Annotated in this window: 18 protein-coding genes; 11 read left to right on the top strand and 7 right to left on the bottom strand. The window is 74.2% G+C overall.

Going from position 1 to position 25,466, the window contains the following annotated elements; genetic code table 11:
- Positions 1-354: 354 nt before the first annotated feature.
- Both ACIBW6_RS09180 and ACIBW6_RS09175 read left to right on the top strand, forming a co-directional pair.
- On the top strand, positions 355-1,479 hold the full coding sequence (locus tag ACIBW6_RS09180) for a M24 family metallopeptidase (protein WP_399058351.1): 1,125 nt from the start codon (positions 355-357) through the stop codon (positions 1,477-1,479).
- A gap of 6 nt (positions 1,480-1,485) precedes the next feature.
- Positions 1,486-2,373 (top strand): phosphotransferase, encoded by an 888-nt coding sequence (locus ACIBW6_RS09175; RefSeq protein WP_399058349.1) that lies wholly within the window; start codon positions 1,486-1,488, stop codon positions 2,371-2,373.
- Positions 2,374-2,969: 596 nt separating this feature from the next.
- Here ACIBW6_RS09175 and treZ read toward each other — a convergent pair.
- The gene (treZ, locus tag ACIBW6_RS09170) at positions 2,970-4,715 is read right to left on the bottom strand and encodes a malto-oligosyltrehalose trehalohydrolase (RefSeq protein WP_399058347.1); all 1,746 of its coding nucleotides are present in this window, start codon (positions 4,713-4,715) and stop codon (positions 2,970-2,972) included.
- 273 nt (positions 4,716-4,988) lie between these two features.
- On the opposite strand from treZ, the gene ACIBW6_RS09165 reads away from it, so the two are divergent.
- Positions 4,989-5,540, top strand: a complete 552-nt coding sequence (locus ACIBW6_RS09165) for an FHA domain-containing protein (RefSeq protein WP_399058345.1) — start codon at positions 4,989-4,991, stop codon at positions 5,538-5,540.
- A gap of 121 nt (positions 5,541-5,661) precedes the next feature.
- Here the strand turns inward: ACIBW6_RS09165 and ACIBW6_RS09160 are convergent, their stop codons facing one another.
- On the bottom strand, positions 5,662-6,903 hold the full coding sequence (locus ACIBW6_RS09160) for a M14 family zinc carboxypeptidase (RefSeq protein ID WP_399058343.1): 1,242 nt from the start codon (positions 6,901-6,903) through the stop codon (positions 5,662-5,664).
- Between the two features lie 157 nt (positions 6,904-7,060).
- The gene (gene treY, locus ACIBW6_RS09155) at positions 7,061-9,463 is read right to left on the bottom strand and encodes a malto-oligosyltrehalose synthase (RefSeq protein WP_399058341.1); all 2,403 of its coding nucleotides are present in this window, start codon (positions 9,461-9,463) and stop codon (positions 7,061-7,063) included.
- Between the two features lie 81 nt (positions 9,464-9,544).
- Here treY and ACIBW6_RS09150 point away from each other — a divergent pair, with 81 nt between their 5' ends.
- Positions 9,545-10,807: an MFS transporter gene (locus ACIBW6_RS09150; protein WP_399058339.1), complete on the top strand. Its 1,263-nt coding sequence runs from the start codon at positions 9,545-9,547 to the stop codon at positions 10,805-10,807.
- Here the strand turns inward: ACIBW6_RS09150 and glgX are convergent.
- A complete protein-coding gene (glgX, locus tag ACIBW6_RS09145) occupies positions 10,782-12,899 on the bottom strand; it encodes a glycogen debranching protein GlgX (RefSeq protein WP_399058337.1) in 2,118 nt (705 codons plus the stop codon). The two genes, ACIBW6_RS09150 and glgX, sit on opposite strands and share 26 nt — an antisense overlap.
- Positions 12,900-13,095: 196 nt before the next feature.
- Between glgX and ACIBW6_RS09140 the strand changes: the two genes are divergently transcribed.
- From ACIBW6_RS09140 to ACIBW6_RS09125, 4 genes are all read left to right on the top strand, one after another.
- Complete coding sequence (locus ACIBW6_RS09140) at positions 13,096-13,851, top strand: Tat pathway signal sequence domain protein (RefSeq protein WP_399058335.1); 756 nt, start codon at positions 13,096-13,098, stop codon at positions 13,849-13,851.
- A gap of 58 nt (positions 13,852-13,909) precedes the next feature.
- Positions 13,910-15,235, top strand: a complete 1,326-nt coding sequence (locus tag ACIBW6_RS09135; protein WP_399058334.1) for a copper amine oxidase — start codon at positions 13,910-13,912, stop codon at positions 15,233-15,235.
- Positions 15,236-15,349: 114 nt separating this feature from the next.
- Entirely contained in the window at positions 15,350-16,618 is a 1,269-nt protein-coding gene (locus ACIBW6_RS09130; RefSeq protein WP_399058332.1) for an SAV2148 family HEPN domain-containing protein, read from the top strand.
- A 99-nt stretch (positions 16,619-16,717) separates the two neighbouring features.
- Positions 16,718-17,467, top strand: a complete 750-nt coding sequence (locus ACIBW6_RS09125) for a 3'-5' exonuclease (protein ID WP_399058330.1) — start codon at positions 16,718-16,720, stop codon at positions 17,465-17,467.
- A gap of 58 nt (positions 17,468-17,525) precedes the next feature.
- On the opposite strand, the gene ACIBW6_RS09120 is transcribed toward ACIBW6_RS09125, so the two are convergent.
- Positions 17,526-18,404, bottom strand: a complete 879-nt coding sequence (locus tag ACIBW6_RS09120) for a phosphotransferase enzyme family protein (RefSeq protein ID WP_399058328.1) — start codon at positions 18,402-18,404, stop codon at positions 17,526-17,528.
- A gap of 107 nt (positions 18,405-18,511) precedes the next feature.
- Between ACIBW6_RS09120 and mgt the strand changes: the two genes are divergently transcribed.
- Complete coding sequence (mgt, locus tag ACIBW6_RS09115; protein WP_399058326.1) at positions 18,512-19,753, top strand: macrolide-inactivating glycosyltransferase; 1,242 nt, start codon at positions 18,512-18,514, stop codon at positions 19,751-19,753.
- Positions 19,754-19,760: 7 nt separating this feature from the next.
- Here the strand turns inward: mgt and ACIBW6_RS09110 are convergent, their stop codons facing one another.
- A complete protein-coding gene (locus ACIBW6_RS09110; RefSeq protein ID WP_399058324.1) occupies positions 19,761-22,037 on the bottom strand; it encodes an MMPL family transporter in 2,277 nt (758 codons plus the stop codon).
- A gap of 231 nt (positions 22,038-22,268) precedes the next feature.
- Here ACIBW6_RS09110 and ACIBW6_RS09105 point away from each other — a divergent pair, with 231 nt between their 5' ends.
- Positions 22,269-22,823: a DUF1697 domain-containing protein gene (locus ACIBW6_RS09105; RefSeq protein WP_399058322.1), complete on the top strand. Its 555-nt coding sequence runs from the start codon at positions 22,269-22,271 to the stop codon at positions 22,821-22,823.
- A gap of 240 nt (positions 22,824-23,063) precedes the next feature.
- Here the strand turns inward: ACIBW6_RS09105 and ACIBW6_RS09100 are convergent, their stop codons facing one another.
- On the bottom strand, positions 23,064-24,344 hold the full coding sequence (locus tag ACIBW6_RS09100; RefSeq protein WP_399058320.1) for an MFS transporter: 1,281 nt from the start codon (positions 24,342-24,344) through the stop codon (positions 23,064-23,066).
- Positions 24,345-24,449: 105 nt separating this feature from the next.
- Between ACIBW6_RS09100 and ACIBW6_RS09095 the strand changes: the two genes are divergently transcribed.
- Positions 24,450-25,430 (top strand): DUF5937 family protein, encoded by a 981-nt coding sequence (locus ACIBW6_RS09095; protein ID WP_399058318.1) that lies wholly within the window; start codon positions 24,450-24,452, stop codon positions 25,428-25,430.
- The last annotated feature ends 36 nt before the right edge of the window (positions 25,431-25,466 follow it).

Here is a 25,466-nt window from a genome sequence, read left to right as displayed (position 1 = left end):
CCGGGAGAGGCGAGCGCGCCGACCCCCCACCGCGGCGCCCGCACGCCGCCCGGCGCCGTGGAACTGCTCATGACGGTGCGGCACGGCACGGGGGCACATCAGCGGCTGACCGCGGTCCCCGGCGTCCTGACGTGACCCCGGCGCCGGGCCGGGCCGTCCGCTCCGCCGGCCGCGACCCGGCGTCCGGCGGGCGTCGGGCAAGCCCCTGCCGCCAGGAGGGAGGCGGACTCGCGCCGGGGCAGGGGGCCGGGCAGGATGCTGCCGTAGACCGCATGTCGCCCTTGTCCCTACGATCGCGCTTGTCCGCACGCGCGCCACCACGCGATCCCGTCACCAGAACCCGGAGGCCAGGCCATGACGACCGGCACCCCCGCGCCCTTCACCGCCGCCGACTACGCGTCCCGCATGGACCGGGCCGCCCGGGCCGCCGCCGACGCGGGCCTCGCGGGGGTGCTCGTCGCGCCGGGGCCCGACCTGGTGTGGCTCACCGGGTACGCGCCGGGGGACACCGAGCGGCTCACCCTCCTGGTGCTCGCCGCGGGCCAGGAGCCGACACTCGTCGTCCCGACCCTGGAGGCGCCCGACGCCGCCGAGGCCGCGGGCGCCGCCGCGCTGCGCCTGCGCGACTGGACCGATGGCAAGGACCCGTACGGGATCACCGCGCCGCTGCTCGACGCGCGGGGCCGGTTCGGGGTCAGCGACAACGCGTGGGCCATGCACCTGCTCGGCCTCCAGCGCACCCTGCCCGGCACCTCGTACGTCTCGCTGACCGAGGCCCTGCCCATGCTCCGCGGCGTCAAGGACGCGGCGGAACTGGAGCGGCTCGCCGCGGCGGGCGCCGCCGCCGACGCCACGTACGAGGAGATCAAGAAGGTCGCCTTCCGCGGCCGCAAGGAGAGCGACATCGCCCGCGAACTCGCCGCGCTGCTGCGGCAGTTCGGGCACTCTCAGGTCGACTTCACGGTCGTCGGCTCCGGCCCGAACGGCGCCAACCCGCACCACGAGGCGGGCGAGCGCGTCATCCAGGACGGCGACATGGTCGTCCTCGACTTCGGCGGCCTCAAGCACGGCTACGGCTCCGACACCACCCGCACCGTGCACGTCGGCGAACCCACCGCGGAGGAGCGCCGCGTCCACGCCGTCGTGCGCGAGGCGCAGACCGCGGCCTGCGAGGCCGTGCGGCCCGGGATCGCCTGCCAGGACGTCGACCGGGTCGCCCGCGCCGTCATCACCGACGCCGGGTACGGCGAGTACTTCATCCACCGCACCGGGCACGGCATCGGCGTCACCACGCACGAACCGCCGTACATGATCGAGGGCGAGGAACAGCCCCTCGTCCCGGGCATGTGCTTCTCGGTGGAGCCCGGCATCTACCTGCCCGGCCGCTTCGGCGTCCGGATCGAGGACATCGTCACCGTCACCGAGGACGGCGGCCGGCGCCTCAACTCCACCGCGCGGGACCTGGCGATCGTGGGCTGAGCGACGATGAAGCCGACGCCGGAGCCACCGCGGGGGCCGACCGAGGACACCGTGCGCCGCCTGCTCGGGGAACTGCTCCCCGATGGCGGGGGTGCCGAACTGCGGCCGGTGGGCGGCCACGGCGAGCACGCCGCCTGGTGGGTGGGGTCCCGGCACGTCGTGCGCCTCGCCGCCGACGCGGACGCCTCCCGGCGCCTGCGCCGCGAGGTGCGCCTACGCGATCTCGTGCGGGGCTACGCGCCCGTGGCCGTCCCCGCGTCGGTCGCGGCGGGGGAGTGGGAGCCCGGCCTCGCCTACACCCTCGACACCCGGCTGCCCGGGGAGTCCGCGGAGGTCCGGGACGTCACCGCCGGGGGTGAGGAGGACCTCGCCGGGCTGCTCACCGGGCTGCACGCGGTGCCGCCCGCCCGCGCGGTGCCGCTCGGCGTGCCGAAGGTCGCCGCGCGGGGGCTGGAGCCGGTGCGGCGGGCGGCGCACGCGGCGGCGGCGGGGCTGGACGCGGACGAGTTCGACGCGGGGCGCCTGGAGCAGCTGACGCCGCAGGCCGTCGCGCAGCTCGGGGCGCAGGGGGACGCGGTGCTCGTCCATCATGCCCTCACGGGAGCGCGGCTGACCGTCGGGCGGGACGGGCGGGTGCGGGGGGTGCTCGACTGGGGGGACGCGGTGGTGGGTGACCCGGCGGAGGACATCGCGGGGCTCGCGGGGGCGGTCGGGGCGCGGGCGGCGGTGCGGTCCGCGACGCTGGCCGGGTATGGGGCCCGGGTCTGTCTGCGCGGGTTGTGGTTGGCTCGTTGCGAGGCGGTGGTGCGGGTGGGGGAGGTGCCGGGGGCGCTCACCCGAGCACGGTTGGCTCGCGCCTGGGAGCCGATCCTTCTGGAACAGGTCTCGGACTGACTCGGCGCCCGTGCCGCGGGTAGGGGCGGAACGTGTGCCGATCCCGCCCGCACGTCGTGGCCTCTCGCGCAGTTCCCCGCGCCCCTGAAAGGCGCACTGCGTGCGCCCCGTCCGCTTTCGTCCGCGGGCCGGGTGGGGGCTTCTCGCGCAGTTCCCCGCGCCCCTGAAAGGCGCACTGCGTGCGCCGCCCGTTTCCGTCTGCGGGTCCGGTGGGGGCTGGTCGCGCAGTTCCCCGCGCCCCCGAAAGGCGCACTACGTGCGCCCCCGTTTTCATCTGCGGGTCCGGTGGGGCTTCTCGCGCCGTTCCCCGCGCCCCTGGAGCATGCGGCTCCGCCGCAGCTCCATGTCCCCGATGAGAGGCCGCACGAAGTGCGCCTCTCAGGGGCGCGGGGAACTGCGCGACCAGCCACGACGGCGGGTCGGCCGAAGTCTTTCAGGGGCGCGGGGAACTGCGCGATCAGCCCCCACCGGCCCGCAGCCGGCGAGCTACCTAGGGGCGCGGGGAACTGCGCGAGAACCCCCACCGGCCCGTAGTCGAACAACTACCTGCGAGGGGCGCCGGCCGCGCCCCCCCCGCGCGGCGAGCTACCCGCGCCCTAAGGCGCGACCACAACCGCACACGACTCACCCGGCACAACCAACTCCCCGCCCGCCGAGGGCACCCGAACCGGTTCCCAGGCCGCCAGCACCCCCAGGACCGGCCGCCCCAGCGGAATCGTCACCGGCCGGGCGGACAGGTTCACCGCCACCCGCAGATCCCCCCGCCGGTAGGCGATCCAGCGGGCCTGTTCGTCGTGGGCAACCTTGACGGAGGCCAGATCCGCGTCCTGGAGGTCGCTGCGGGCGTGCCGCAGGGCGATCAGCTCGCGGTACCAGGCCAGGACGCGCGCGTGGTCACCCGTCTCGGCCTCCGCCCAGTCGAGACAGGACCGCTCCCGCGTCGCCGGGTCCTGCGGATCGGGGATGTCCTCCTCGGCCCAGCCGTGCGCCGCGAACTCCCGCCGCCTGCCCTGCCGCACGGCCTCCGCGAGGTCGGGGTCGGTGTGGTCGGTGAAGTACTGCCACGGGGTGCTGGCCGCCCACTCCTCGCCCATGAACAGCATCGGCGTGAACGGGCTCGTCAGGACCAGCGTCGCCGCGCACGCCAGCAGCCCGGGGGAGACGGTGGCGGCGAGCCGGTCGCCCTGGGCGCGGTTGCCGACCTGGTCGTGGGTCTGCGTGTAGGCGAGGAGCCGGTGCGCGGGGGTGCGGGCCCGGTCCAGGGGCCGGCCGTGGCGGCGTCCGCGGAAGGACGAGTACGTGCCGTCGTGGAAGAAGCCGTGGGTCAGCGTCTTGGCAACGGCGGCCAGCGGCTCGCGCGCGAAGTCCGCGTAGTAGCCGCTGTGTTCACCGGTGACGGCCGCGTGCACGGCGTGGTGGACGTCGTCGTTCCACTGCGCCTGGAGCCCGAGCCCGCCCTCGCAGCGCGGCGTGACGACACGCGGGTCGCCGAGGTCGGACTCACCGATCAGGAAGAGCGGCCGGCCCAGTTGCTCGGCGAGCCCGTCCACGGCCGCGGACAGCTCTTCCAGGAAGGGCAGGGCGCGCCAGTCGTGCAGCTCGTGGACCGCGTCGAGGCGCAGCCCGTCGAGGCGGTAGTCGCGCAGCCAGGCCAGCGCGCTGCCGAGCAGATAGGCGCGGGTCTCGTCCGAGCCGGGCGCGTCGAGGTTGACGGCGCTGCCCCAGGGCGTGTGGTGCGTGTCGGTGAAGTACGGGGCGAACGCGGGCAGGTAGTTGCCGGAGGGGCCCAGGTGGTTGTGGACGACATCGAGCACCACGCCGAGCCCGAGCCCGTGCGCCGCGTCGACGAAACGCTTCAGCGCTTCGGGGCCGCCGTACGGCTCGTGCACGGCCCACAGGCTGACGCCGTCGTACCCCCAGCCGTGCCGGCCCGGCACGGGACACAGCGGCATCAGCTCGACGTGCGTGATCCCGAGAGCGGCCAGGTGCCCGAGGCGCGCCGCGGCCGCGTCGAGGGTGCCCTCCCGCGTGTACGTGCCCACGTGCAGCTCGTAGAGGACCGCGCCGGCCAGGTCCCGGCCCGCCCAGTCGTGCTGCCACGCGTACCGGCCCTGGTCGACGACCGCGCTGGGCCCGTCGGGCCCCTCGGGCTGGCGGCGCGAGCGCGGGTCGGGCAGCACCGGGCCGCCGTCGAGCGCGAACCCGTACCGCGTGCCGTCCTGCGCGTCGGCCTCCGCGGTCCACCAGCCGACGCGGTCCGCGTCCGGCCGCATCGCGCGCGCGGCGCCGTCGCAATGGAGCGCGACCTGCTCTGCCTGTGGTGCCCACACCTCGAATTGCACGGGCGCTTCCCCCTCGTAGCCGGGTGTCTGCCGACAGTGACGACGCGTCCATCCTGCGCCAGGAGTGATCGTTCCGCCGGGAAATCGCGACTACTGAGCCCGCATTTTGCGCGGTCGGCGGCGCCGGGCCCGGCCGGAGCGCTCACGGGGCCCTGCCCAACCCCGCCTCCCGCTAACCCCGTTCGCCGTCGTGGCCGGTCACAGGCGGCGGACGTCGCCGACCCCCCGGTCGCTTTCTGGACACTCCGGCCGCGCTGCCCGACAATCACAAGGGTGACCTCCTCCTTCGAACACCACACGTACCCGGCCCGGCTGTCCGATGCCGAGCGGGACCGTGCGCTGAAGGTGCTCAGGGACGGCGTCGCGGTCGGACGGCTCTCGCACGACACGTTCGTGCGCCGCATGGAGCTGGCGTTCGCCGCCCGCACCCCCGGTGAACTCGACGCGCTGACCGCCGATCTGCGGCACGAGAACCCGTGGTCGCGGGCCGTGCTCGGCGCGGTGGGCGCGGTCTCCGGCTTCACCGTGCGGCTGCGCAGGGCCTGGACCGTCGAGCGGCTGCCGAAGCTGCTGCTGCCCGCGCAGGACGATCCCTATCCGCTGCGCATCGGCCGCGACCCGGCCAACGGGCTGCGGCTCAGCCACGACACGGTCTCGCGGGTGCACGCCGAGCTGAGCCGCCAGGGCGGCCGGTGGGTGGTGCGCGACCTCGGCTCCACGAACGGGACGTCGGTGAACGGGCGCCGGGTGATCGGCGTCGCCGTCGTGCAGGACGGCGACCAGATCTGCTTCGGGCACATGGCCTTCCGGCTCTCCGCCGCCTGAACGGCACGCCCCGCACCGGCTCGACCCCGGAACAGGCCCGGCCCCGGAACAGGCCCGGCCCCGGAACAGGCCCGGCCCCGGAACAGGCTCGCCCCCGGGACGGGTTCGACCCCGCACCGGTTCAGCCCCGGGCGTGCCGGACCGCCGCGATCGTCGTACGGGCCTGGTGCTCGATCTGGTGGGCGACCGGCACCCAGCGCGCCCCGAACCGGTCCGCGTACACCTCGCACCAGCGGGTGACGAGGGCGTCGAGGCCGGGCGCCGCCGGGTCCCCGGCCTCCTCCAGGACCCGGAGCAGCATCGCGGCGGCGCGCAGCGGCAGGCGCCTGGCGAACGCGTCGATGCTGCCCACGTACGCCATCGTCGCGTCCGGGGGCGGCGGCTGCACCCAGTCGTCGGCGAGCCCCGGAACCAGGCTCAGCGCCCAGCGCGCCGCCCGCAGCAGCGGGCCCGTGGTGTCGGGCAGCCGGGGCAGCGTCTCGGTGAGGATCGCCTCCACGAGCCGGGTGTCCCGGCTCAGCCGCGCCGAGATGCGCCGCAGGGCCCGCTCGGGGGCCGGGTGCGGCGCCGGGTCGTCGACCAGGTCGCTGGCCCACATCGGCACCTCCACGATCGCCGTGGAGCCGCCGTAGCGGTGCGCGTGGTGCCAGGTGGAGTGCCGGGCGTCGTCGGGCAGGCTGGGGAACGCCGCCTGCACGTCCGGATCGGGCATCACATGGACGCCGGGCCCGGACGTCGGCCACCCGGCCGCGTCCGACGCGCCGGTCTCCACCGGTATGTGCAGCTCGGCCGCCGACTTGGCGAACGCCTCCGCGAGCCCCGGTATGTCGCGCGTCAACTGCACCCAGCTGCCGCCCAGTTCGGTGCCGTGCAAGGAGACCTGGAGGTAGGGCCGCAGGTCGTCGATGACGCCGGTCAGGGTCGTCGTCTCGGGCGGCAGCCGGTCGGGGGGCAGGACCGAGGGCGACCACTCGGGCTGCTCGGGGCCCGCGGGACGAAAGAAGTGCCGGTGGTAGTCGAGCAGCGTGCGCGGGGCGGGGGTGCGGTGCAGCGCCGCGCCGTCCGGGTCCGCGCACAGCAGGAAGTGCCAGGACCGGTCCGCCCGCAACCCGGGCTCCAGCAGGGCTCGTTCGGCGAGGTGCAGGACGGTCGAGCCGCCCGTCGGCTCGTTGGCGTGGGCGCCCGCGACGACGAGCACGGTGCGCCGGTCGTGCCCGACGGACAGCAGATGCAGGGGCCGCCCCGCACGTGACGTGCCGACCTGGCGTAGGCGGCACAGGTCGGGTCGGTGAGTCACCAGGTCCCGCGCCGACTGGGCCTGTTCGGCCGAGGTGGGGTACCGCTGCTCCGTCAGATGACTCACCCCCGTTGGTGCTCCCGGCGTCAGCACCCGCAGTACCCCACGCCCGGCCGCACCTGTCAAGAAGGCCTGTGCCGTGACACATCGCCGGTTGCAGGCTACGCCCCGTGACGGCGTCAGGGGCCGGTTCCCCAAGGTCCCGGCCCCTCCCGTGCCGGGCTCAGCCGGTGGCTTCCCGCCCGCCGTCGCCGTCCGCGCCGTGGGAGTCGGTGCGGACCAACAGCGCCACCGGCAGCCGGGAGAAGAGGTCCGCCACGCGCGCGTGGCCGCTGAAGCGCCGGCCCTCACCGAGCGCGTCGGCCCACTCGCCCGCGGGCAGCGCCAGCTCCGTCTCCCGCCACCCGCCGGCCTCGGCCAGCCGCAGGGACAGCCGGGTCACCGCGACGGCGACCCGGCCCGAGCGCACGAACGCCACGCAGTGCTCCGCGGCCGGGCCCGCCGCGGCCAGCGGCTCGTAGGTCGCCGCGCCGCCGAACCAGTCCGGGTGCTCCCGCCGCAGGTGCAGGGCGGCCCGGGTCAGCGCCTCCTTGTCCGTGGAGAGCGGACCGCGCTCCTTGGCGTGGAAGCGGGCCGGCGCCCGGTTGTCCGGGTCCACCAGGGCGCGGTACTCGTGCTCGGTGCCCTGGTAGAGGTCCGGTACGCCCGGCATGGTGAGGTGGACCAGCGCGGCCCCGAGGACGTTCGCCCGTACGTGGGGGGCGAGGTCCGCCATGAAGCGCAGCACCTCGTCGCCGGGCGGGCCGCACGGGCCGGACGCCACGAAGTCCCGTACCGCGCCCTCGTAGGCACTGTCCTGCTCCGTCCACGTCGTGAAGAGGTCCGCCTCGCGCGCGTGCTTGAGCAGCGCCCCCTGGAGCCGCTCCGGCTCCGCCGGGCCGAGCCCCGCCACGGTCTGCCAGGCCGCCCACGCCAGTTGCGGGTCGGGGGCGCTCGTGCCGCCGCCGTGCGCGGTCCGCTCGGTCACCCGGGCCAGCAGCTCCTCCCACCGGCCGGGGCACTGGCTGAGGACCGAGATGCCCGCGCGCACGTCCGCGCTGCGCTTCGTGTCGTGCGTCGACAGCACCGTCGACGTGTCCGGCCAGTCGCGCTGCATCCGCGCGCAGTACGCGTGGAACGACGCGGCGGGGACCGCCGGGCCGTGCGGGCTGCCGCCCACCTCCAGGGCCGACAGGAGCGGCGTGTACCGGTAGAACGCCTTGTCCTCGACGGACTTGGCCCGCAGCGCCGACGCGGTCTGGGCGAACCGCGCCCGGAACGCCGTGTGCGCGGGCCCGTCACCGTGCCGGCCGAGCGCCAGGTCACGTACGGCGTCGACGGCACGCGCCTCCTCGGGCACGGTGAAGGCCGCCTTCGCCTCGGCCGCGGCGGACGCCGTCAGGACCGTCTCCGGGTCGGCGCCCCCGCTCACGTACGGCCGGTACACCGGGACGCGCACCAGCAGCTCGCGCAGCGCCGTGCGCAGCGCCCAGGGAGCGTGGTCGCGCAGGCGCGGCTCCAGCGCGCACAGCGCGGCCGCCTCCCGCGTCAGCCGCTCCACCTCGGTGGCCAGCTCGTGGCGGACGACCCGGTGCGCGGCGCGGCGGGCGGTCGGCGCCCAGCGGCCGCCCCGGTCGGCGTCGGCGCCCGTGAACCGCCGGAACGCCTCCAGGAGTTCGCCTGCGCCCGCCGGGTCGGCGAAGAGACCGTCGATGTGGCGCAGGGCGTCGTACCCGGTGGTGCCGGCCACCGGCCAGCCGGCGGGCAGCTGCTCGTCGTCCTCCAGGATCTTCTCGACGACGGTCCACCGGCCGCCCGTCGCCTCGCTCAGCCGCCGCAGGTAGGCGCCCGGATCGGCGAGCCCGTCGGGGTGGTCGACGCGCAGCCCGTCGACGACCCCCTCGTGCAGCAGGCGCAGCACGGTCGCATGGGTGGCGTCGAAGACCTCGGGCTCCTCCACGCGGACCCCGATCAGGTCGGAGATGGTGAAGAAACGGCGGTAGTTCAGCTCGGTCCTGGCCAGCCGCCACCAGGCCAGCCGGTACCACTGGGCGTCGAGGAGCTGCGGGAGCGGCAGCCCGCGCGTGCCGTCGCGCAGCGGGAACTCGTGCTCGTAGTAGCGCAGTACGTCCCCTTCCACCTTCATGTGGGGCAGTTCGTCGCCGAGGTGTCCGCCCAGGACGGGCAGCAGGACCCGGCCGCCCTGCGCCTCCCAGTCGATGTCGAACCAGCGCGCGTACGGGGACGACGGGCCCTCGCGCAGGACCTCGTACAGCGGCCGGTTGTACCGGACGGAGGCGGCCATGTGGTTGGGCACGATGTCCACGACGAGGCCGAGGCCGTGCTCGTGCGCCGTGCGGGCGAGCGCCCGCAGCCCGTCCTCGCCGCCGAGTTCGCCGCGCACGCGCGCGCAGTCCACCACGTCGTAGCCGTGCGTCGAGCCGGGCACCGCCTCCAGGACCGGGGACAGGTGCAGGTGGGAGACCCCCAGGGAGGCCAGATGGGGGACGGCGGCCGCGGCCGCGGCGAAGCCGAGATCGGGCTGCAGCTGGAGCCGGTAGGTGGCCGTCGGGGCGAGAGGCGTCATGCGAATCTACTTACCCCCACCGCCGCCTTTCGTGCGTTCACCGCATGCGGGCGGCGCGCCGCGCGTCGCTAGCGTCGCACGATGACCAGCTCAGCCACGCGGCCGCCCAGCACCCTCGACACGTACCGCCAGGTGATCGCCGTGACCGGCCGCCTCCTCCCGGTCGTCTCCTTCCTCGGACGGCTGCCGGTCGCGGTGATCCAGTTCGGCAGCGTCCTGCTGGTGACCCGGACCAGCGGGTCGCTCGCCACCGGCGGCACCGTCGCCTGCGCCCTCGCGCTCGGCCAGGTCGCCATGGGGCCGTCCGTGGGACGCCTGGCCGACCGGCGCGGACAGCGCCCGGTCGTGCTCGTCCTCGCGCTGCTCAACGCGGCCGCCATCGCCGCCTACACGCTGGGCGCCCTGTCCGAGCTGCCCACGCCCCTCCTGGTCGCCCTCGGCGTCCTGGCCGGCGCCACGGTGCCCGGCGTCGGGCCGCTCGCGCGCGCCCGCGGCGTCGCCCTCGTCCGCCGTGCGGGCGGCTCCACGGACGCCGACGAGCGGGTGGTGAACGCCGTCCTGTCGCTGGAGTCCACCATGGACGAGCTCTCCTTCGTGCTGGGCCCCGCCCTCATCGGCGTCGCCTCCGTGGTGGCCCATCCGGCCTACGCGTTCGGCGCGGCGGCCCTGCTGGTCGCGGTCTGCGGCACCGGGTTCGCGCTGCACCCCACCGCGGCGGCCGTCCCGCGGGCCGCGGGACCCGCCCACCCACGCGCGCGGGGAGGGCGGGCCCCGATGCCCCGCCAGGTACGTCTCGTGCGCGTCGGCCTCGTCCTGCTGGGTGTCCTGCTGGGCGGCTGCGGCGCCGGCATCACCGCACTCACCCAGGAGCTAGGCCACGAGGACCAGGCGGGCCTCGTCTACGCCGCCATGGGCGTCATGAGCGCCGTCGTCGGCCTGTCGATGGCGGCCGTGCCGGAACGCTTCACACTGCCCGCCCGCTGGCGGGTCGCCACCGCGGCCGCCGCGCTGCTCTCCCTCCCGCTGACCGTCACCCACGCCATGCCGCTGCTGTACGTCGTCGTGACCGTGTTCGGCGCGCTGTTCGCGCCGAACCTGATCACCGGCTTCGGCCTCACCGAGCGGGCGGTGCCGCGCGAGCGGCTCGCCGAGGGCATGTCGGCCGCGGCGAGCGCCTTCGTCGGCGGGCAGGCGGTCACGCTCGCCGTGGCGGGGCGGCTCGCCCAGGCCCACGGGCCCGCCACGGCGTTCGCGCTCGGCAGCGCCGCGGCGGCCCTCGCCTTCGTGGTCGCGCTGCGCGTGCGGCCCCCGCGGACGGCTACGCGGGCCGTCGCAGCACCGTGAGGCTCCTGCCGATGAGCGTCAGCCGGTCGCCCGCCTGCACCTTCTGCGTGTCGCCCGAGGGCAGCCCAGTGGGCAGCGCCGTGTCGACGACGGGCTCCCACTGGCGGCCGTGGTCGACCGGCACCACGAACTCCAGCTCCTGCGGCGAGGCGTTGAACAGCAGCAGGAACGAGTCGTCCAGGATGCGCTCACCGCGCGCGCCCGGCTCCGAGATCGCGTTGCCGTTCAGGAACACCGACAGGGCACCGGCCTGCGCCGCGTCCCAGTCCTGCTGCGTCATCTCCTCGCCCTCCGGCGTGAACCAGGCGATGTCCGACAGCTCGTCGTGGGTGCCCTCCACGGGGCGGCCGTGGAAGAAGCGGCGCCGGCGGAAGACGGGGTGCTCACGGCGCAGCCGCACCATCGCGCGGGTGAACTCCAGGAACGACTCCGGCGGCTCGTCCGGGTCCGACCAGCGCAGCCACGCCACCTCGTTGTCCTGGCAGTACGCGTTGTTGTTGCCGCCCTGAGTGCGGGCGAACTCGTCGCCGTGGCTCAGCATCGGCACACCCTGCGACAGCATCAGGGTGGCGACGAAGTTGCGCATCTGGCGGGCCCGCAGGCCGAGCACGTCCGGATCGTCGGTGTCGCCCTCGGCGCCGCAGTTCCACGACCGGTTGTGGCTCTCGCCGTCCCGGTTCTCCTCCCCGTTGGCGTCGTTGTGCTTGTCGTTGTACGCGACCAGGTCGTGCAGGGTGAACCCGTCGTGGCAGGTGACGAAGTTTATGGAGGCGAGCGGCCGGCGGCCGTCGTCCTGGTAGAGGTCGGACGACCCGGTCAGCCGCCCGGCGAACTCGGCGAGCGTGCGCGGCTCGCCCCGCCACAGGTCCCGTACGGTGTCGCGGTACTTGCCGTTCCACTCGGTCCACAGCGGCGGGAAGTTGCCCACCTGGTAGCCGCCCTCGCCGACGTCCCACGGCTCCGCGATCAGCTTCACCCGCGAGACCACCGGGTCCTGCTGCACCAGGTCGAAGAAGGACGACAGCCGGTCCACCTCGTGGAACTGGCGCGCCAGCGTGGCGGCCAGGTCGAAGCGGAACCCGTCGACGTGCATCTCCTCGACCCAGTAGCGGAGCGAGTCCATGATCATCTGAAGGACGTGCGGGGACCGCATGAGCAGCGAGTTGCCGGTGCCCGTGGTGTCCATGTAGTAGCGCGGGTCCTCGGCCAGCCGGTAGTACGACGCGTTGTCGAGGCCCTTGAAGGAGAGCGTCGGGCCCAGGTCGTTGCCCTCCGCCGTGTGGTTGTAGACGACGTCGAGGATGACCTCGATGCCCGCCTGGTGCAGCGCCCGCACCGCCGACTTGAACTCCAGGACCTGCTCGCCCCGGTCGCCCCAGGACGCATACGTGTTGTGCGGGGCGAAGAAGCCGATGGTGTTGTAGCCCCAGTAGTTGTTGAGGCCCATCTCGACCAGGCGGTGGTCGTTGACGAACTGGTGCACCGGCATCAGTTCGAGCGCGGTGACGCCGAGTTCGGTGAGGTGTTCGATGATCGCCGGGTGGGCGAGCGCCGCGTACGTGCCGCGCAGCTCCTCCGGCAGCGCGGGGTGGCGCATGGTCAGCCCCTTGACGTGCGCCTCGTAGAGCACCGTCTCGTGGTACTCCGTGCGCGGCGGCCGGTCGTCGCCCCAGTCGAAGTACGGGTTGACCACGACCGAGGCCATCATGTGCGGCGCCGAGTCCAGGTCGTTGCGCTCGTCCGGCGACCCGAACGGATAGCCGTACACCGCCTCGTTCCAGTCGATGCGCCCGCTGATGGCGCGCGCGTAGGGATCGAGGAGCAGCTTCGCCGAGTTGCAGCGGAGCCCGCGCGCGGGCTCGTAGGGGCCGTGCGCACGGTAGCCGTACCGCTGCCCCGGCATGATGCCGGGGAGGTAGGCGTGCCGGACGAACGCGTCGGACTCCCTCAGCTCCACCGCCGTCTCCGAACCGTCGTCGTGCAAAAGACACAACTCGATGCGGTACGCGGCTTCCGAGAAGACCGCGAAGTTCGTTCCGGCACCGTCGTACGTGGCGCCGAGTGGATATGCCTGTCCAGGCCACACCTGCATGCTGACGACTCTTCCACTTCCGGCCCGGGGCTCCGGGCGACACGGTTGAGTCTCTCCCCGAAAGTGACGGAACCACCCACGAGTTGGACCCCTCTTACAGGACGACCACGTACATCCGGTATGCCCGAGCGTGGGACTGCCGGGGAAGCAGGGGGAAGATGTGCGCGAGCTAGCAAGACGCCATCTCGGGAAGCTGGTGGCCACAGTGGCCCTCGCCGTCACCGGTGCCGCCGTCGTGGTGGGCGCGAGCCTGCCGGACGGCGCAGAAGGCGCGGGGGACGCGGCCAGGGCGGGAGCCGCGCAGCAGGACGCGGTGGCTCCGGAGGGGAAGGTCGAGGCGGCGCCCGCCGAGCGCGCCGAGGGCGTGGGCCGGGACCCGCTCACCGAGGCCGAGACGGAGCGGGCCGAGAGCCTGGCGATATCGAACGGAAGTTTGCGGAGGGAGGCCAGGGACGTGGCGGGCGACCGCGGCCCGCAGCACCTGTCGACGAACCTGACCGAGATCGACCCGCGCCTGACCGGCGCGGCGGCGGCCCAGCGCCGCGCGGACGTCGTCTCCTACGACTACAAGAGCGACTCCGTCCTCACCAAGACCGTGAACCTGGACACCGGCAAGGTGGAGGAGACACGGACCGACCACGGCGTGCAGCCGCCGCCGAGCCAGGACGAACTGGCCGAGGCGGCGCGGCTGTTGATGGCGGACCGGCTCGGCGCCGGGCTGCGCGAGGACTACCGGGACGCCACCGGGAAGAAGCTGACGAGCATGGGCCAGCTGCAGCTCAGCGGCATGGTGTTCCGCAAGGCGACCGTCGAGAAGGTGCCGGCCGGGCTGACCGCCTGCGGGGAGCACCGCTGCCTGCGCGTGATCGCCAAGGTCCGCAGCGGCCCCTGGATCGACACCCGTGCCCTCGTCATCGACCTGAGCGGGCGCACGGTGGGCCGCCTCGCCTGACCGGGACCCCGCCACCGACTCCGTCACGTACTCCTTCTGCACAAGGGAGCCCTTCCGTATGCACGTCAACAGAGCCCGGCGCGCCCGCATCCGGCCCGCCGCCGCTTTCTCGGGTCTCGCGGTCACCGCGCTGCTCGGCACCGCCCTCGCCACCGCCCCTTCCGTCTCCGCCTCTCCCGTGGACCCCGACCGGGCACAGGTCGCCGCGCCGGGCTGCTCGGCCGCGTACCGGATCGAGCAGACCCTGGACGGCGGCACCACCTGGCGCATGTGCTGGCACTACAACACCCTCTCCGGCCTCGTCCTGGACGACGTGAGCTACCAGCCGAAGAGCGAGCCCAAGCCGATCCGTGTCCTCACCAGTGCCCGCCTGGCGCAGGTCCATGTCCCCTATGACGACGGGGAGGCCGAGTACGACGACATCACCGGCACCGACTTCGGCCAGGCCCTGCAGAACCTCCGCCCGGCCGAGTGCCCCGGCGGCACCATCAAGACGGTCAAGGTCCCCGACCGGGGCGATGTGAAGGGGCTGTGCGCCACCACGCGGGCGCGCGGGCACGCGTACCGCCTGAACGACGACGAGTCGACCGGCGGCAGCGGCAAGCTGTTCAGCGCCCAGGGCAAGGACCTGCTCGTCTACACCGTCAACAAGGCGTCCTGGTACGAGTACATCACCGAGTGGCGCTTCTCCTCGGACGGCACCATCACGTCGAACGTCGGCGCCACCGGCAGCCTCTCCCCGTACGACTACGACGGCACCGACGGCCGGGGCTGGCCCATCGGCAAGGGGGCGAGCGCCTACGCCGAGAGCCACAGCCACAACGTCTTCTGGCGGCTCGACTTCGGCCTCGACGGCTCGAACAAGAGCAAGGTCGAGCAGTACGACTCCACGGTGACCGCGCCCCGGGGGAACGGGGTGCCGACCACGAAGACCACCAGGACCCCCGTCACCAAGGAACTCGCCGGGGACGTGAAGAACCTGCGCTGGTGGCGCGTGGTGTCCACCGCCGGCAAGAACAAGGACGGCCACCCGCGGTCCTACGAGTTCGTGCCCGGCCGCTCCACCACCTTCCCCGGCCGCTCGTTCACCAAGCACGACGTGTACTTCACCGAGTACAAGAAGTGCGAGCAGTACGCGAGCGACAACCCTGCGGCCAACTGCGGCGGCACGAGCGTCGACAAGTGGGTCGGCGGCCAGACGCTGACGCACCCGATCACCTGGGTCAACGTGGGGTTCCACCACATAGCCCGGGACGAGGACCAGCAGCCGATGCCGGTCCACTGGCAGGGCTTCTCGGTGGCCCCCAGGGACGTCACCGCTATGAGCCCGCTCACTCCGGCCGACCTGGCGGACCAGAACGGGGTTCCCCGAAACGGCAGTTGAGAAACTCTCCGTCCCATCGGGCTGCACCGCCCGCCGCTCCCGGAGTACCCTTCCTTGATCGTTGCTGGGGGAGTGTCCGACGGACTCGGGGGAGCGGAAGGCGGTGCGGAGCGGGTGAGCTCGGGAGGTCTTGAGCTGCCCCCTGGTGGCGACGGTCACGAGGGTCAGGAGGGTTCCGGGGCGGCCGCCGCGGACATCCCGCCCGGAGCGGTGTCGCTGGCCCGGCCCGTGGACGTGGGAACCCAGATCGGACCGGAGCTGGAATGGGGTACCGACGCCTGGCGCGAGGTGCGTACGCGCGCCCAGCGGGCCGGTCGCGCCTACATCTGGCTGAATCTGGTGGAGCAGCGGCTGCGGGCCGTGGTCGCCGCCGTGCTGCGGCCCGTCTACGAGCCGGTGCACGGCGACGACTGGGTCGTCGCCGCCGCCGGCCCCGCCGGGCAGGAGTGGGTGCAGCGGGCCGTCGCCGTGCGCGAGGTCAGCCGCCGCAAGGGGTACCTCCTTGACCCGGCCGATGACAACGTGCTGTCGTTCCTGACCCTCCCGCAGCTGCGGGAGCTGATGGTGCAGCACTGGCCCTGCTTCGAGCCGTACTTCGACGAGCGCCGTGACGTCGAGCTCGCCCTGGACGAGCTGGAGGTCACCCGCAACGTGGTCTCCCGCAACCGCGCCCTGAACGAGACGGTCCTCGCCCAGGCCGAGCGCGCCTCCGCCCGTCTCCTGGAGATGCTCGGCGCGGGCTCCGACGTGCCCTCCGCCCGCCGGCTGCCGATCGACGCCGTCGAGGAGCTGGTCGGCGACCGGTTCGCGGACGTGGTGGGCGTGCACTCGGACCGGGTCCGGCTGCTGCGCCAGTTCCCGGCCGAGGACATCTTCGGCGGTGCCCGGCGCCTGGACGCGATCGGGATAGGCCTCAACCTGCTCGTGCAGAACTTCTCGGGGCGCCGGCTGATGCGGCTCGCCGAGACGGGCTGCCGCACCCGGCTGCTCTTCCTGAACCCGGCCTCCAGCGCGGTCAAACGGCGCGAAAGGGAACTGGGGCTCAAAAGGGGCGAGTTGAGCCGGGCCGTCGAGATGAACATCCTGCACATGCGGCGCGTACGGGCCCGGCTGCGCGATCCCGGCGCGTTCGAGATCCAGGTCTTCGACGAGACGCCGCGCTTCACCGCCTACCTCGTCGACGGCGACGGCTCCGACGGCGTCGCGGTCGTCCAGTCCTATCTGCGCCGCAGCCGGGGGATGGAGGCGCCGGTCCTCGTGCTGCGCGGCGGCGGCCGGACGGTCCGGGCGAACAGTTCGGCTGAATCAGGCGAGAACGGGCTTTTCGTGACGTACCGGGACGAGTTCGAGCAGGCCTGGGCGGATGCCCGCCCGGTCTCGTAGCGGCCCCGGAGCCGCCCAGGACCGGCACCCGCCTGATTGTCAGTGGCGCGTGCGAGGGTGATGGTCACTGGGGGAACGCACCACGAGAAGGGGGCTGCCATGGCCTGGCACCGGGAGCTGATGGTCGGCTTCGACCTGGAGACCACGGGGACGGATCCGCGCGAGGCGCGCATCGTCACCGGAGCCGTCATCGAGGTCAGGGACGGCGCGGTCCTCGGCCACCGGCAGTGGCTCGCCGACCCCGGCGTACCGATCCCGGACGACGCAGTCGCGGTCCACGGGATCAGCACCGAGCGGGCCCGGGCGGACGGCGAGCCGGCCGACCGGGTGGCCGAGGCCCTCGCCGACGTCCTGGTGGGGTACTGGCGCACGGGCGTCCCGGTGGTCGCGTACAACGCGGCGTTCGACCTCACCCTGCTCTCCGCCGAACTGGCGCGGTACGGGCGGCCGTCCCTGAGCGACCGCCTCGGCAGGGAGCCGGCCCCGGTCGTCGACCCGTACACGATCGACCGCACCGCCGACCGCTACCGCCGCGGGAAGCGCAACCTCGAGGCGGTCTGCACCGAGTACGGCGTCCCGCTGGACGCCGCGCACGACGCCGCGGCGGACGCGCTGGCCGCGGCGCTGCTCGCCCGCGCGATAGGCGAGCGCCACCCGAAGGTCGCCGCGCTCGGCCCGGCCGAACTGCACCGCCGCCAGGTCGAGTGGTACGCGCAGTGGGCGGCGGACTTCCAGCGCTTCCTGCGCGGGAAGGGCGACGCGGCAGCGGTGGTGGACCCGGCGTGGCCGATCCGCGCGCTCACCGGGGCCGGTGTGTCCGCCTCGCGCCCCAGCCCGTCCGGCGTCTGAGGAGCGCGGGCCCGGGGGCGCGGCCCGCGCGTGGACGGCTGCGCGGCCGGGTCCAGGTTCAGAACGGATACCAGCGCACGGACGGGTCCCCGTCCCGCAGCGACGCCACCCGCCGCCCGAACTCCGCCAGCGCCGCCGGGTTGCTGGGCGCGTGCTGCGCGACCCACGCGCAGGACGCCGTCTCCCGCGCCCCGCGCAGCACCCCGCACCCGTCCCACTCCCGCACGTCCCACCCGTACTCCGTGACGAAGGCGTCATAGGCGGGCGCGGGCAGGCCGTACCGGTCCCGCGACAGCGCCATGACCACCAGATCGTGCTCGCGCAGATCGCTGGAGAACGTCTCCAGGTCGACGAGGACGGGACCCTCGGGCCCGATGTGCACGTTGCGGGGCAGGGCGTCCCCGTGGACCGGCCCGGGAGCCAGGCGCGGGGTGAGCGCCGCGGCGGCCGCGGCGAACCCGTCGCGCCGCTCGCGCAGATACGCCGCGTCCGCCGGATCGATCGCGTCGCCCGCGAGCCGCAGCCAGCGCTCGACACCCCCCAGCAACTCCCGCCGGGGCAGGGCGAACGCGGTCGGGGCCGGCAGCGCGTGCACCAGCTTCAGGAGCAGCGCCAGATCGCGCGGCTCGGCGGGGCGCAGCGCCGCGGGGACGCGGTGCCACACCGTCACCGGATGCCCGTCGACGACCAGCGGCTCGGCCCGTGCCGCCCGGACCGCCGGGACGCCGTGCTCGGCGAGGTACGCGGCGACGGCCAGCTCGCGGCGGGCCCGGCCCAGGAGTTCGGGCGCCAGCGCGGTGGAGCGGCCCACCTTGACGACGAGGTCGCCGGCGGCGAACACCGCGTTCTCGCCGAGCGCGAGCAGTTCGGCGCCGCCCGTCCCGCCGTCCACGACACCCGCCCGGGCCAGCACGTCCCGTGCCTGTCCCTCGTCCATCACTGACCTCCCGCGTTCCTGCCCGTACCGGGCCAGTCTCCCACCCGGCCGCGAGGCGGACGCCCTCACCCTTGCACGAGACGTCTCGTCTCGCTTAAGGTGGCGGCGTGACGAACCAAGAAGCCCGCGCCCACATCGCCATGTTCTCCATCGCCGCCCACGGACACGTGAACCCGAGCCTCGAGGTGATCCGGGAGCTCGTCGCGCGGGGGCACCGCGTCACGTACGCGATCCCGCACCTCTTCGAGGCCAAGGTCGCCGAGACGGGCGCCGAACCCGTCCTGTACCGCACCACGCTGCCCGGCCCCGACGACGACCCGGCGGCCTGGGGGACCACCCTGCTGGACAACGTCGAGCCGTTCCTGAACGACGCGATCCAGGCACTGCCCCAGCTCATCGAGGCCTACGAAGGGGAGGGCGGGGCGGGCGTGCCCGACCTCGTCCTGCACGACATCACCTCGTACCCGGCGGCCGTCCTCGCCCACCGCTGGGGCGTCCCCGCCATCTCCCTGTCGCCCAACCTCGTGGCGTGGCAGGGGTACGAGGAGGAGGTCGCCGAGCCGATGTGGGCCGAGCCCCGCAGCACCCCGCGCGGCCAGGCCTACTTCGCCGCCTTCACCGACTGGCTGCGGAGCAACGGGGTGACGAAGACCGCCGACGAGTTCTGGGGCCGCCCCGACCGCTCGCTGGTCCTCATCCCCAAGGCGCTCCAGCCGCACGCCGACCGGGTCGACGAGAAGACGTACACCTTCGTCGGCGCCTGCCAGGGCGACCGGTCCGCGCAGGGCGACTGGGAGCGGCCGGCCGGGGCCGAGCGGGTGCTGCTCGTCTCGCTCGGCTCCTCCTTCACCAAGCAGCCCGCCTTCTACCGCGCGTGCGCCGAGGCCTTCGCCGGCCTGCCCGGCTGGCACGTCGTGCTCCAGGTCGGCAAGCACGTCACGGCCGACGACCTCGGCGACCTGCCGGACAACGTCGAAGTCCACTCGTGGGTGCCGCAGTTGGCGGTCCTGAAGAAGGCCGACGCGTTCATCACGCACGCCGGGGCGGGCGGCAGCCAGGAAGGGCTGGCCACCGCCACCCCGATGGTCGCCGTCCCGCAGGCCGTCGACCAGTTCGGCAACGCCGACATGCTGGCGGGCCTCGGCGTCGCCCGGCACGTCCCGATGGAGGAGGCGACCCCCGAGCGGCTGCGCGCCGAGGTCCTCGGCCTCGTCGACGACCCCGAGGTGGCGCGCCGCCTCGCCACGATCCAGCGGGAGATGGCGGGCGAGGGCGGCACCCGGCGGGCGGCCGACCTCATCGAGGCCGAACTGCCCGGCCGTGAAGGAGCCGGGCCGCCCGCCGGGTAACGCTGGTTCAGACCCGGGTGACCCGGGCGGGACCGTCCTCCCGGGCCACGCGCGGCCCGGGCAGGGCGGCCTCGTCGTGGGACAGGTCGGGCATCCGGCGCAGCCACGACGGCAGGTACCAGTTGCGCTCGCCGAGCAGCGCCATCACGGCCGGGAGCAGGACGCCCCGGATGACGGTCGCGTCGATCAGGACCGCGGCGGCGAGCCCCACGCCCATCTGCTTGAAGGACTGCATGGACAGCGTGCCGAAGATCCCGAAGACGGCGACCATGATGACGGCGGCACTGGTGACGACGCCCGCCGTGGTGACGACGCCGTGCCGGATGGCGTCCTGGTTGCTCCGGCCCTGAAGCCGCGCCTCCTTGATCCGCGACACCACGAACACGTGGTAGTCCATCGAGAGCCCGAAGAGGATCACGAAGAGGAACAGCGGCAGCCAGGAGATGATCGCGCCCACCCCCTCCGCCCCGACGAGGCCCGCGCCCCACCCGTGCTGGAAGACGGCGACCAGGATCCCGTAGGCCGCGCCCACCGAGAGCAGGTTGAGCGCGATCGAGGTGACCGCGACGGTCAGCGACCGGAACGAGAGCAGCATCAGCAGGAAGGCGAAGACGACCACGAAGACGAAGACCGGCAGGACCGAGCCGACGATCTGGTCGTTGAAGTCCTTCGACCCCGCCACCTGCCCGGTGATCGGCGCCTCGACGCCGTCGACCTTGCCGAGGGTGTCGGGCCGGACGTGGTCACGCAGCAGCGCCAGGCTCTTCTCGGCCCTGTCCTGGTCGGAGCCGCCGACGAGCGGGACGTCGACGAACGCCACGTTCTCCTCGGCGTGCACGCTCACCTCGACCGGGCCGCGGGAGGCACCCGAACGCACCGCCTGCGCACGGAAGTCGGCGAGGGCCGCGCGCACCGCGGGTGCCTCGATGTCGTCGGCCCGTACGACCACCTCCGCCGGGTCCGAACCGCCCGGGAACGCCGCGTTGAGTCGGTCGTATGTCTGGACGATCGGCAGCGAGTCCCCGAACTCCTGGTCCAGGGTCAGGTTCTGGGTCTTCATACCGAGCGCGGGCGCGGCGATCGCCAGCAGCGCGCCGACGGCGACGGCGACGGAGACGGCGGGCCGCGCCAGCACGACACCGAGGACCCGCTTCCAGAAGCGGCTGCCGTCCTCGCCGTCCCCGCCGCGCGGCTTCGAGCGCCGCAGGAACGGCAGGCGGCCCTTCTCCACGCGCTCGCCGAGCAGCGAGAGCAACGCGGGCAGCACCGTGACGGAGCCGACCATCGCGACCGCCACCACCATCAGCGAGGCGAGCCCCATGGCCTGGAACTCGGCGAGGCCGGTGAAGAGCATGCCCGCCATCGCCACGCAGACCGTGACCCCGGAGACGATGATCGCCCGGCCGCTGGTGGCGGCGGCGACCCGCAGCGCCGTCCGCGGGTCGTGGCCCTTGCGGCGCTCCTCGCGCTCCCGGCGCAGGTAGAACAGGCAGTAGTCGACGCCGACCGCCAGGCCCACCAGCAGCATGACCGAGTCGGCCGTCTCGCTCATCGGCTGCAGATGGCTGACCACGCCCATCAGCCCCATCGTCGCCATGATCGCGGTGAGCGCGAGCGCGACCGGCAGCAGCGCGGCGACGACCGCGCCGAAGGCGATGAGCAGGATGCCGAGCGCCACCGGGACCGCGGAGAACTCGGCCCGCCGGAAGTCGTCCCCGAAAGCGTCGTCGAAGGTCTTGTCCATGCTGGCGCCGCCGATCTCCTCGATCCGCAGCGCGTCGTGGTCGTCGGCGACGCCCGCCACCGCCGCCAGGACCGGCGCGACCCGCTCGGACGCCGTCTCCGGATCGCCCCGCATGTCGAACCGGACGAGCGCGGTGCGACCGTCCGCCGATACCGTCCGGGCCCCGGCCGCGTACGGCGAGCGGACCGCGGTCACCTCGCCCGTGCCCTCGACGGCCTTGACGACATCGGCCACGGCCGCCTCGAACTCCGGTGCCGTGGCCCGCAGCCGGCCGTCCTTGCCCTGGATCAGCACGCTCTCGCCCACGGGCTCGTCGATGCCCGCGTCGGCCACGATCCGTGCGGCCCGGCTGGTCTCCCCGCTGAGCTGGTCGCTGTCCTCGACGTCGACGCGGCCCGCCGCCGATCCGGCGCCCAGCGCCAGCACGACGAAGAGCACCCAGATCCCCACCGCCGCCCAGCGGTGCCGGACGCTCCATCCGCCGGCCCGGGCGGCGAAACCCCGCACCGCCGGCTCCCGCCGCTCCCCGTTCCTCCCCATGAGGTCACCTCCGTCCTCGACGCTAGGGGCGGGACGCGGCGCGTTCGTCGTGCTCCTCGGTGAGGTGCGGGCGCCCCGGCTCATCCCTGCGGGCTGCCCGGCTCCCCGCCCAGGAGGAGGAGCGCCCCTTACACGTATCGGGGCGGGGGCCGGCGCTCCGCTTCGACACGGCCCGCCCGCCGTGTCCGTGCCCCTGCCCGCGGGGCGCGGCGACCGCCCTATCGTGTGCGGATGGCGATCACGAGATACGCGGCCCTGCTGCGCGGCATCAATGTCGGCGGCCACAAGAAGGTCCCCATGGCCCGGCTGCGGCCCCTGGTCGAGGGCCTCGGCCTCACCGACGTCCGCACCTACTTGCAGAGCGGCAACGTCACCTTCGCGGCGGACCACGGCGACGAGACGTCGCTGGCGCGGGACGTCGAGGCCGCCATCGCCGGGGAGTTCGGGTTCCCGGTCGACGTGCTGGTACGGACGCACGCGTATCTGGCGGCGGTCAGGGACGCGTGCCCGTTCCCGGCGGCCGAGCTGGAGGCCAAGCAGCTGCACGTCACGTACTTCTCCGAGCCGGTGCCGGCCGAGCGGTTCGCCGCCGTGGACGCGGCGGCGTTCGCGCCGGAGGAGTTCCGGCTCGGGGACCGGGCGCTGTATCTCTACGCGCCCTCGGGGCTCGGCACGTCCAAGCTGGCGGTGCAGTTGGGCCGGCCCGCGCTGACCAAGGGGGTCGTGGCGACCAGCCGGAACTGGAACACGGTGGGGACGCTGGTGGAGTGGACCCGGGGGGCGTGAGGCTCCGCCGGGGGCCGGTGCGTTTGTCTGTGCGGGCCCGGTGGGGGCTGATCGCGCAGTTCCCCGCGCCCCTGAGGCATGCGCTGCGCGCAGCCTCCCCGATGTGATGCCGCACGCAGTGCGCATCACAGGGGCGCGGGGAACTGCGCGACCCGCCCCCACCGGACCCGCAGCTACTGCGCGACCAGCCCCCACCGAACCCGCACCAACAAACGCACCGCCCCCCCGCGAGCCCGGCGGCTACTCCGCACCCCCCTCCCCCCGCCACGCATCCCGCCGGGCCCTACGCACGGCCGGCCCCACCCCGAGCCCCGCCGCGACGAACAGCACCCCGAGCACGGCCCACCCCGCCGCCCCGTGGTCGATGGCCGTCACCGTCACCAGGGCCGGCGCGGCCATCGTCGCCGCGGCCTGGCCCGAGTTGAAGACGCCCTGGTAGACGCCCTGCGCCCGCGCGTCGGCCAGGCCGTACCCGACGGTCCAGCCGCCCGCCGCGGACAACACCTCGGCCAGCACCTGCACCACCGCGCCCACCAGCAGCACCCCGAGCCCCCACAGCGGGGACAGGCCCGCCGTGCACGCGAACACCGCGCAGGCCAGCGCGAGCAGCAGCCCCGAGCGGCGCATCGCCCGCACCGCGCCCGGCAGGTCCTCCACCCCGCGCGTCGCCCGCACCTGAAGCAGCGCCACCAGCACACAGTTGAGGATCATGACCAGCGCGGCCGACCAGCGCGGCGCCTGCGTGTGCCGCACGATCCACAGCGGCAGCCCGACCTCCAACAGGCTGTACTGCAAGGCCAGTACGGCATTGAGGCAGGTCACCGCGAGGTACGGCAGATCGCGCACCGCCCGCAGCCTGCCCTCCCGCGGCGCGTCGGCCGCGGGACGCGGCGCCGCGCCGGCCGGCAGCCGGTGCACCAGCCAGCCGGAGACGACGAACGCGACCGCGTCGGCGAGGATCAGCACCGTGTACCCGGGCCGGCTGTCCACCTGGAGCGCCAGCGCGCCGAAGGCACCGCCCAGGCCCATCCCCACATTGGTCACCATCCGCAGGTGCGCCCGGCCCTCCACCCGCGTCCGGACCGGCAGCACATCGGCGTACAGGGCGTTGCGCACCCCCATGCTCGCCTGGCACAAGGCGGCGTAGCCGATCGCCGTCGCCAGGAACGCGGCGTACGAGCCGACCACCGTGTACGCCGCGAGCAGCACCCCGCACCCGGCCCACAGCAAGGTCAGCACGGGCCGCCGCCCCCACCGGTCCGAGGCCCAGCCCGCGGGCACCCCCGCGGCGATCCCGAAGAGGCCGGCCACGGTCAGGCCGACCCCGACCGAGGTGGCGCCGAGCCCGACGATCCGTGTGAAGTACAGGACGCTGACCGGGAAGAACAGGCCCCGCCCGAACGCGTTGAGCAGCGTCAGCAGCGACAGCCGCAGCAGCAGCGGATCGGAAGGCAGCAGCCCGGCGAACCGGGTGGCGGGCGCGGTCCCGACGGAGCGCGCCAGGGTCGGCGTAGTGGTCATATCCATAGCGAACCGGGGTTCCGGGCCGTGGGACATTCCTTTAGCGTGCGGCTAAAGGGTGCGGCCGAGGCCCGGCCGGGCAGGGGGCGCCGGAGGGGGAGAGCAGTGATCGAGTTCCGGTTCGTCGTGGGCGATCTGGCCCGGACCTCGTTCGCGTACTCGCCGCTTCAGGAAGCCGTGTACTCGCTGCGGTGCTGGCGCGACCCGGCCCGCTACCCGCACCAGCGCCCGTGGCTGCGCCGCCTCGGCCCCGCCTTCCGGCGCCAGGACACCGACCTGCTCACCGCGCTCATCGCACCGAGCCTGTGGATCCCGGACTTCCTCACCCCGCGCCCGGACCGGCCCCGGCCCGCCTTCGCCCACCAGCTGACCGCGCTCGGCCGGACCCAGCCGCACGAACTGGCCCCCGACTTCGCCGCCGCGTACGCCGGCGCCCCGCTGCCGGACGTGGTGCGCCGGGGCCTGGGCGACCCGGCCGCGTTCCTCGACCGTGTCGTGCGCGCCCTGGACGCCTACTGGGCCGACTGCCTGGCCCCGGACTGGTGGCCGCGCGTCCACGCCGTCCTGGAGGCCGACCTCGCCCACCGCGGCAAGGTCCTGGCCGAGGAGGGCGCGGGCGGCCTCTTCGCGAGCCTCGACCCGCGACTGAGCTGGAGCGGCGAAGTCCTCACCCTGGTCAAGAAGTTCGACCGGCACCCGTGGCCGGAGGCCGACATCCGCATCGGCGGCCGGGGCCTCGTCCTCGTCCCCACGCTCTTCGCCCAGGGCGCCCACACCATGATCGACCCGGGTCTGCCGCCGCTCCTGTCCTACCCCGCGCGCGGCCGGGCGACGATCTCCGAGACCCCGCCCCCGGTCTCCGGCGAGGCACTGACCCGGCTGCTCGGCGCGGCCCGCGCCCGCATCCTGCACCTTCTGGCGGAACCCGCCTCCACCACGGAACTCGCCCACCGCCTCGCGGTGACCCCTGGCGCCGTCAGCCAGCACCTGGCGATCCTGTACGACGCCGGGCTGCTGCTGCGCGCCCGCAGCGGGCGCAGTGTGCGCTATGTACGCAGTGAGCTGGGGGAGCGGCTGTGCGGGTGAGCCCGCCGGGGCCCTGGAGTGCGGGCGGGGGCGCGC

The sequence above is a fragment of the Streptomyces sp. NPDC049813 genome, from assembly GCF_044465085.1.
GTDB lineage: Bacteria > Actinomycetota > Actinomycetes > Streptomycetales > Streptomycetaceae > Streptomyces.
This window is presented reverse-complemented; position numbering and strand designations above follow the sequence as displayed.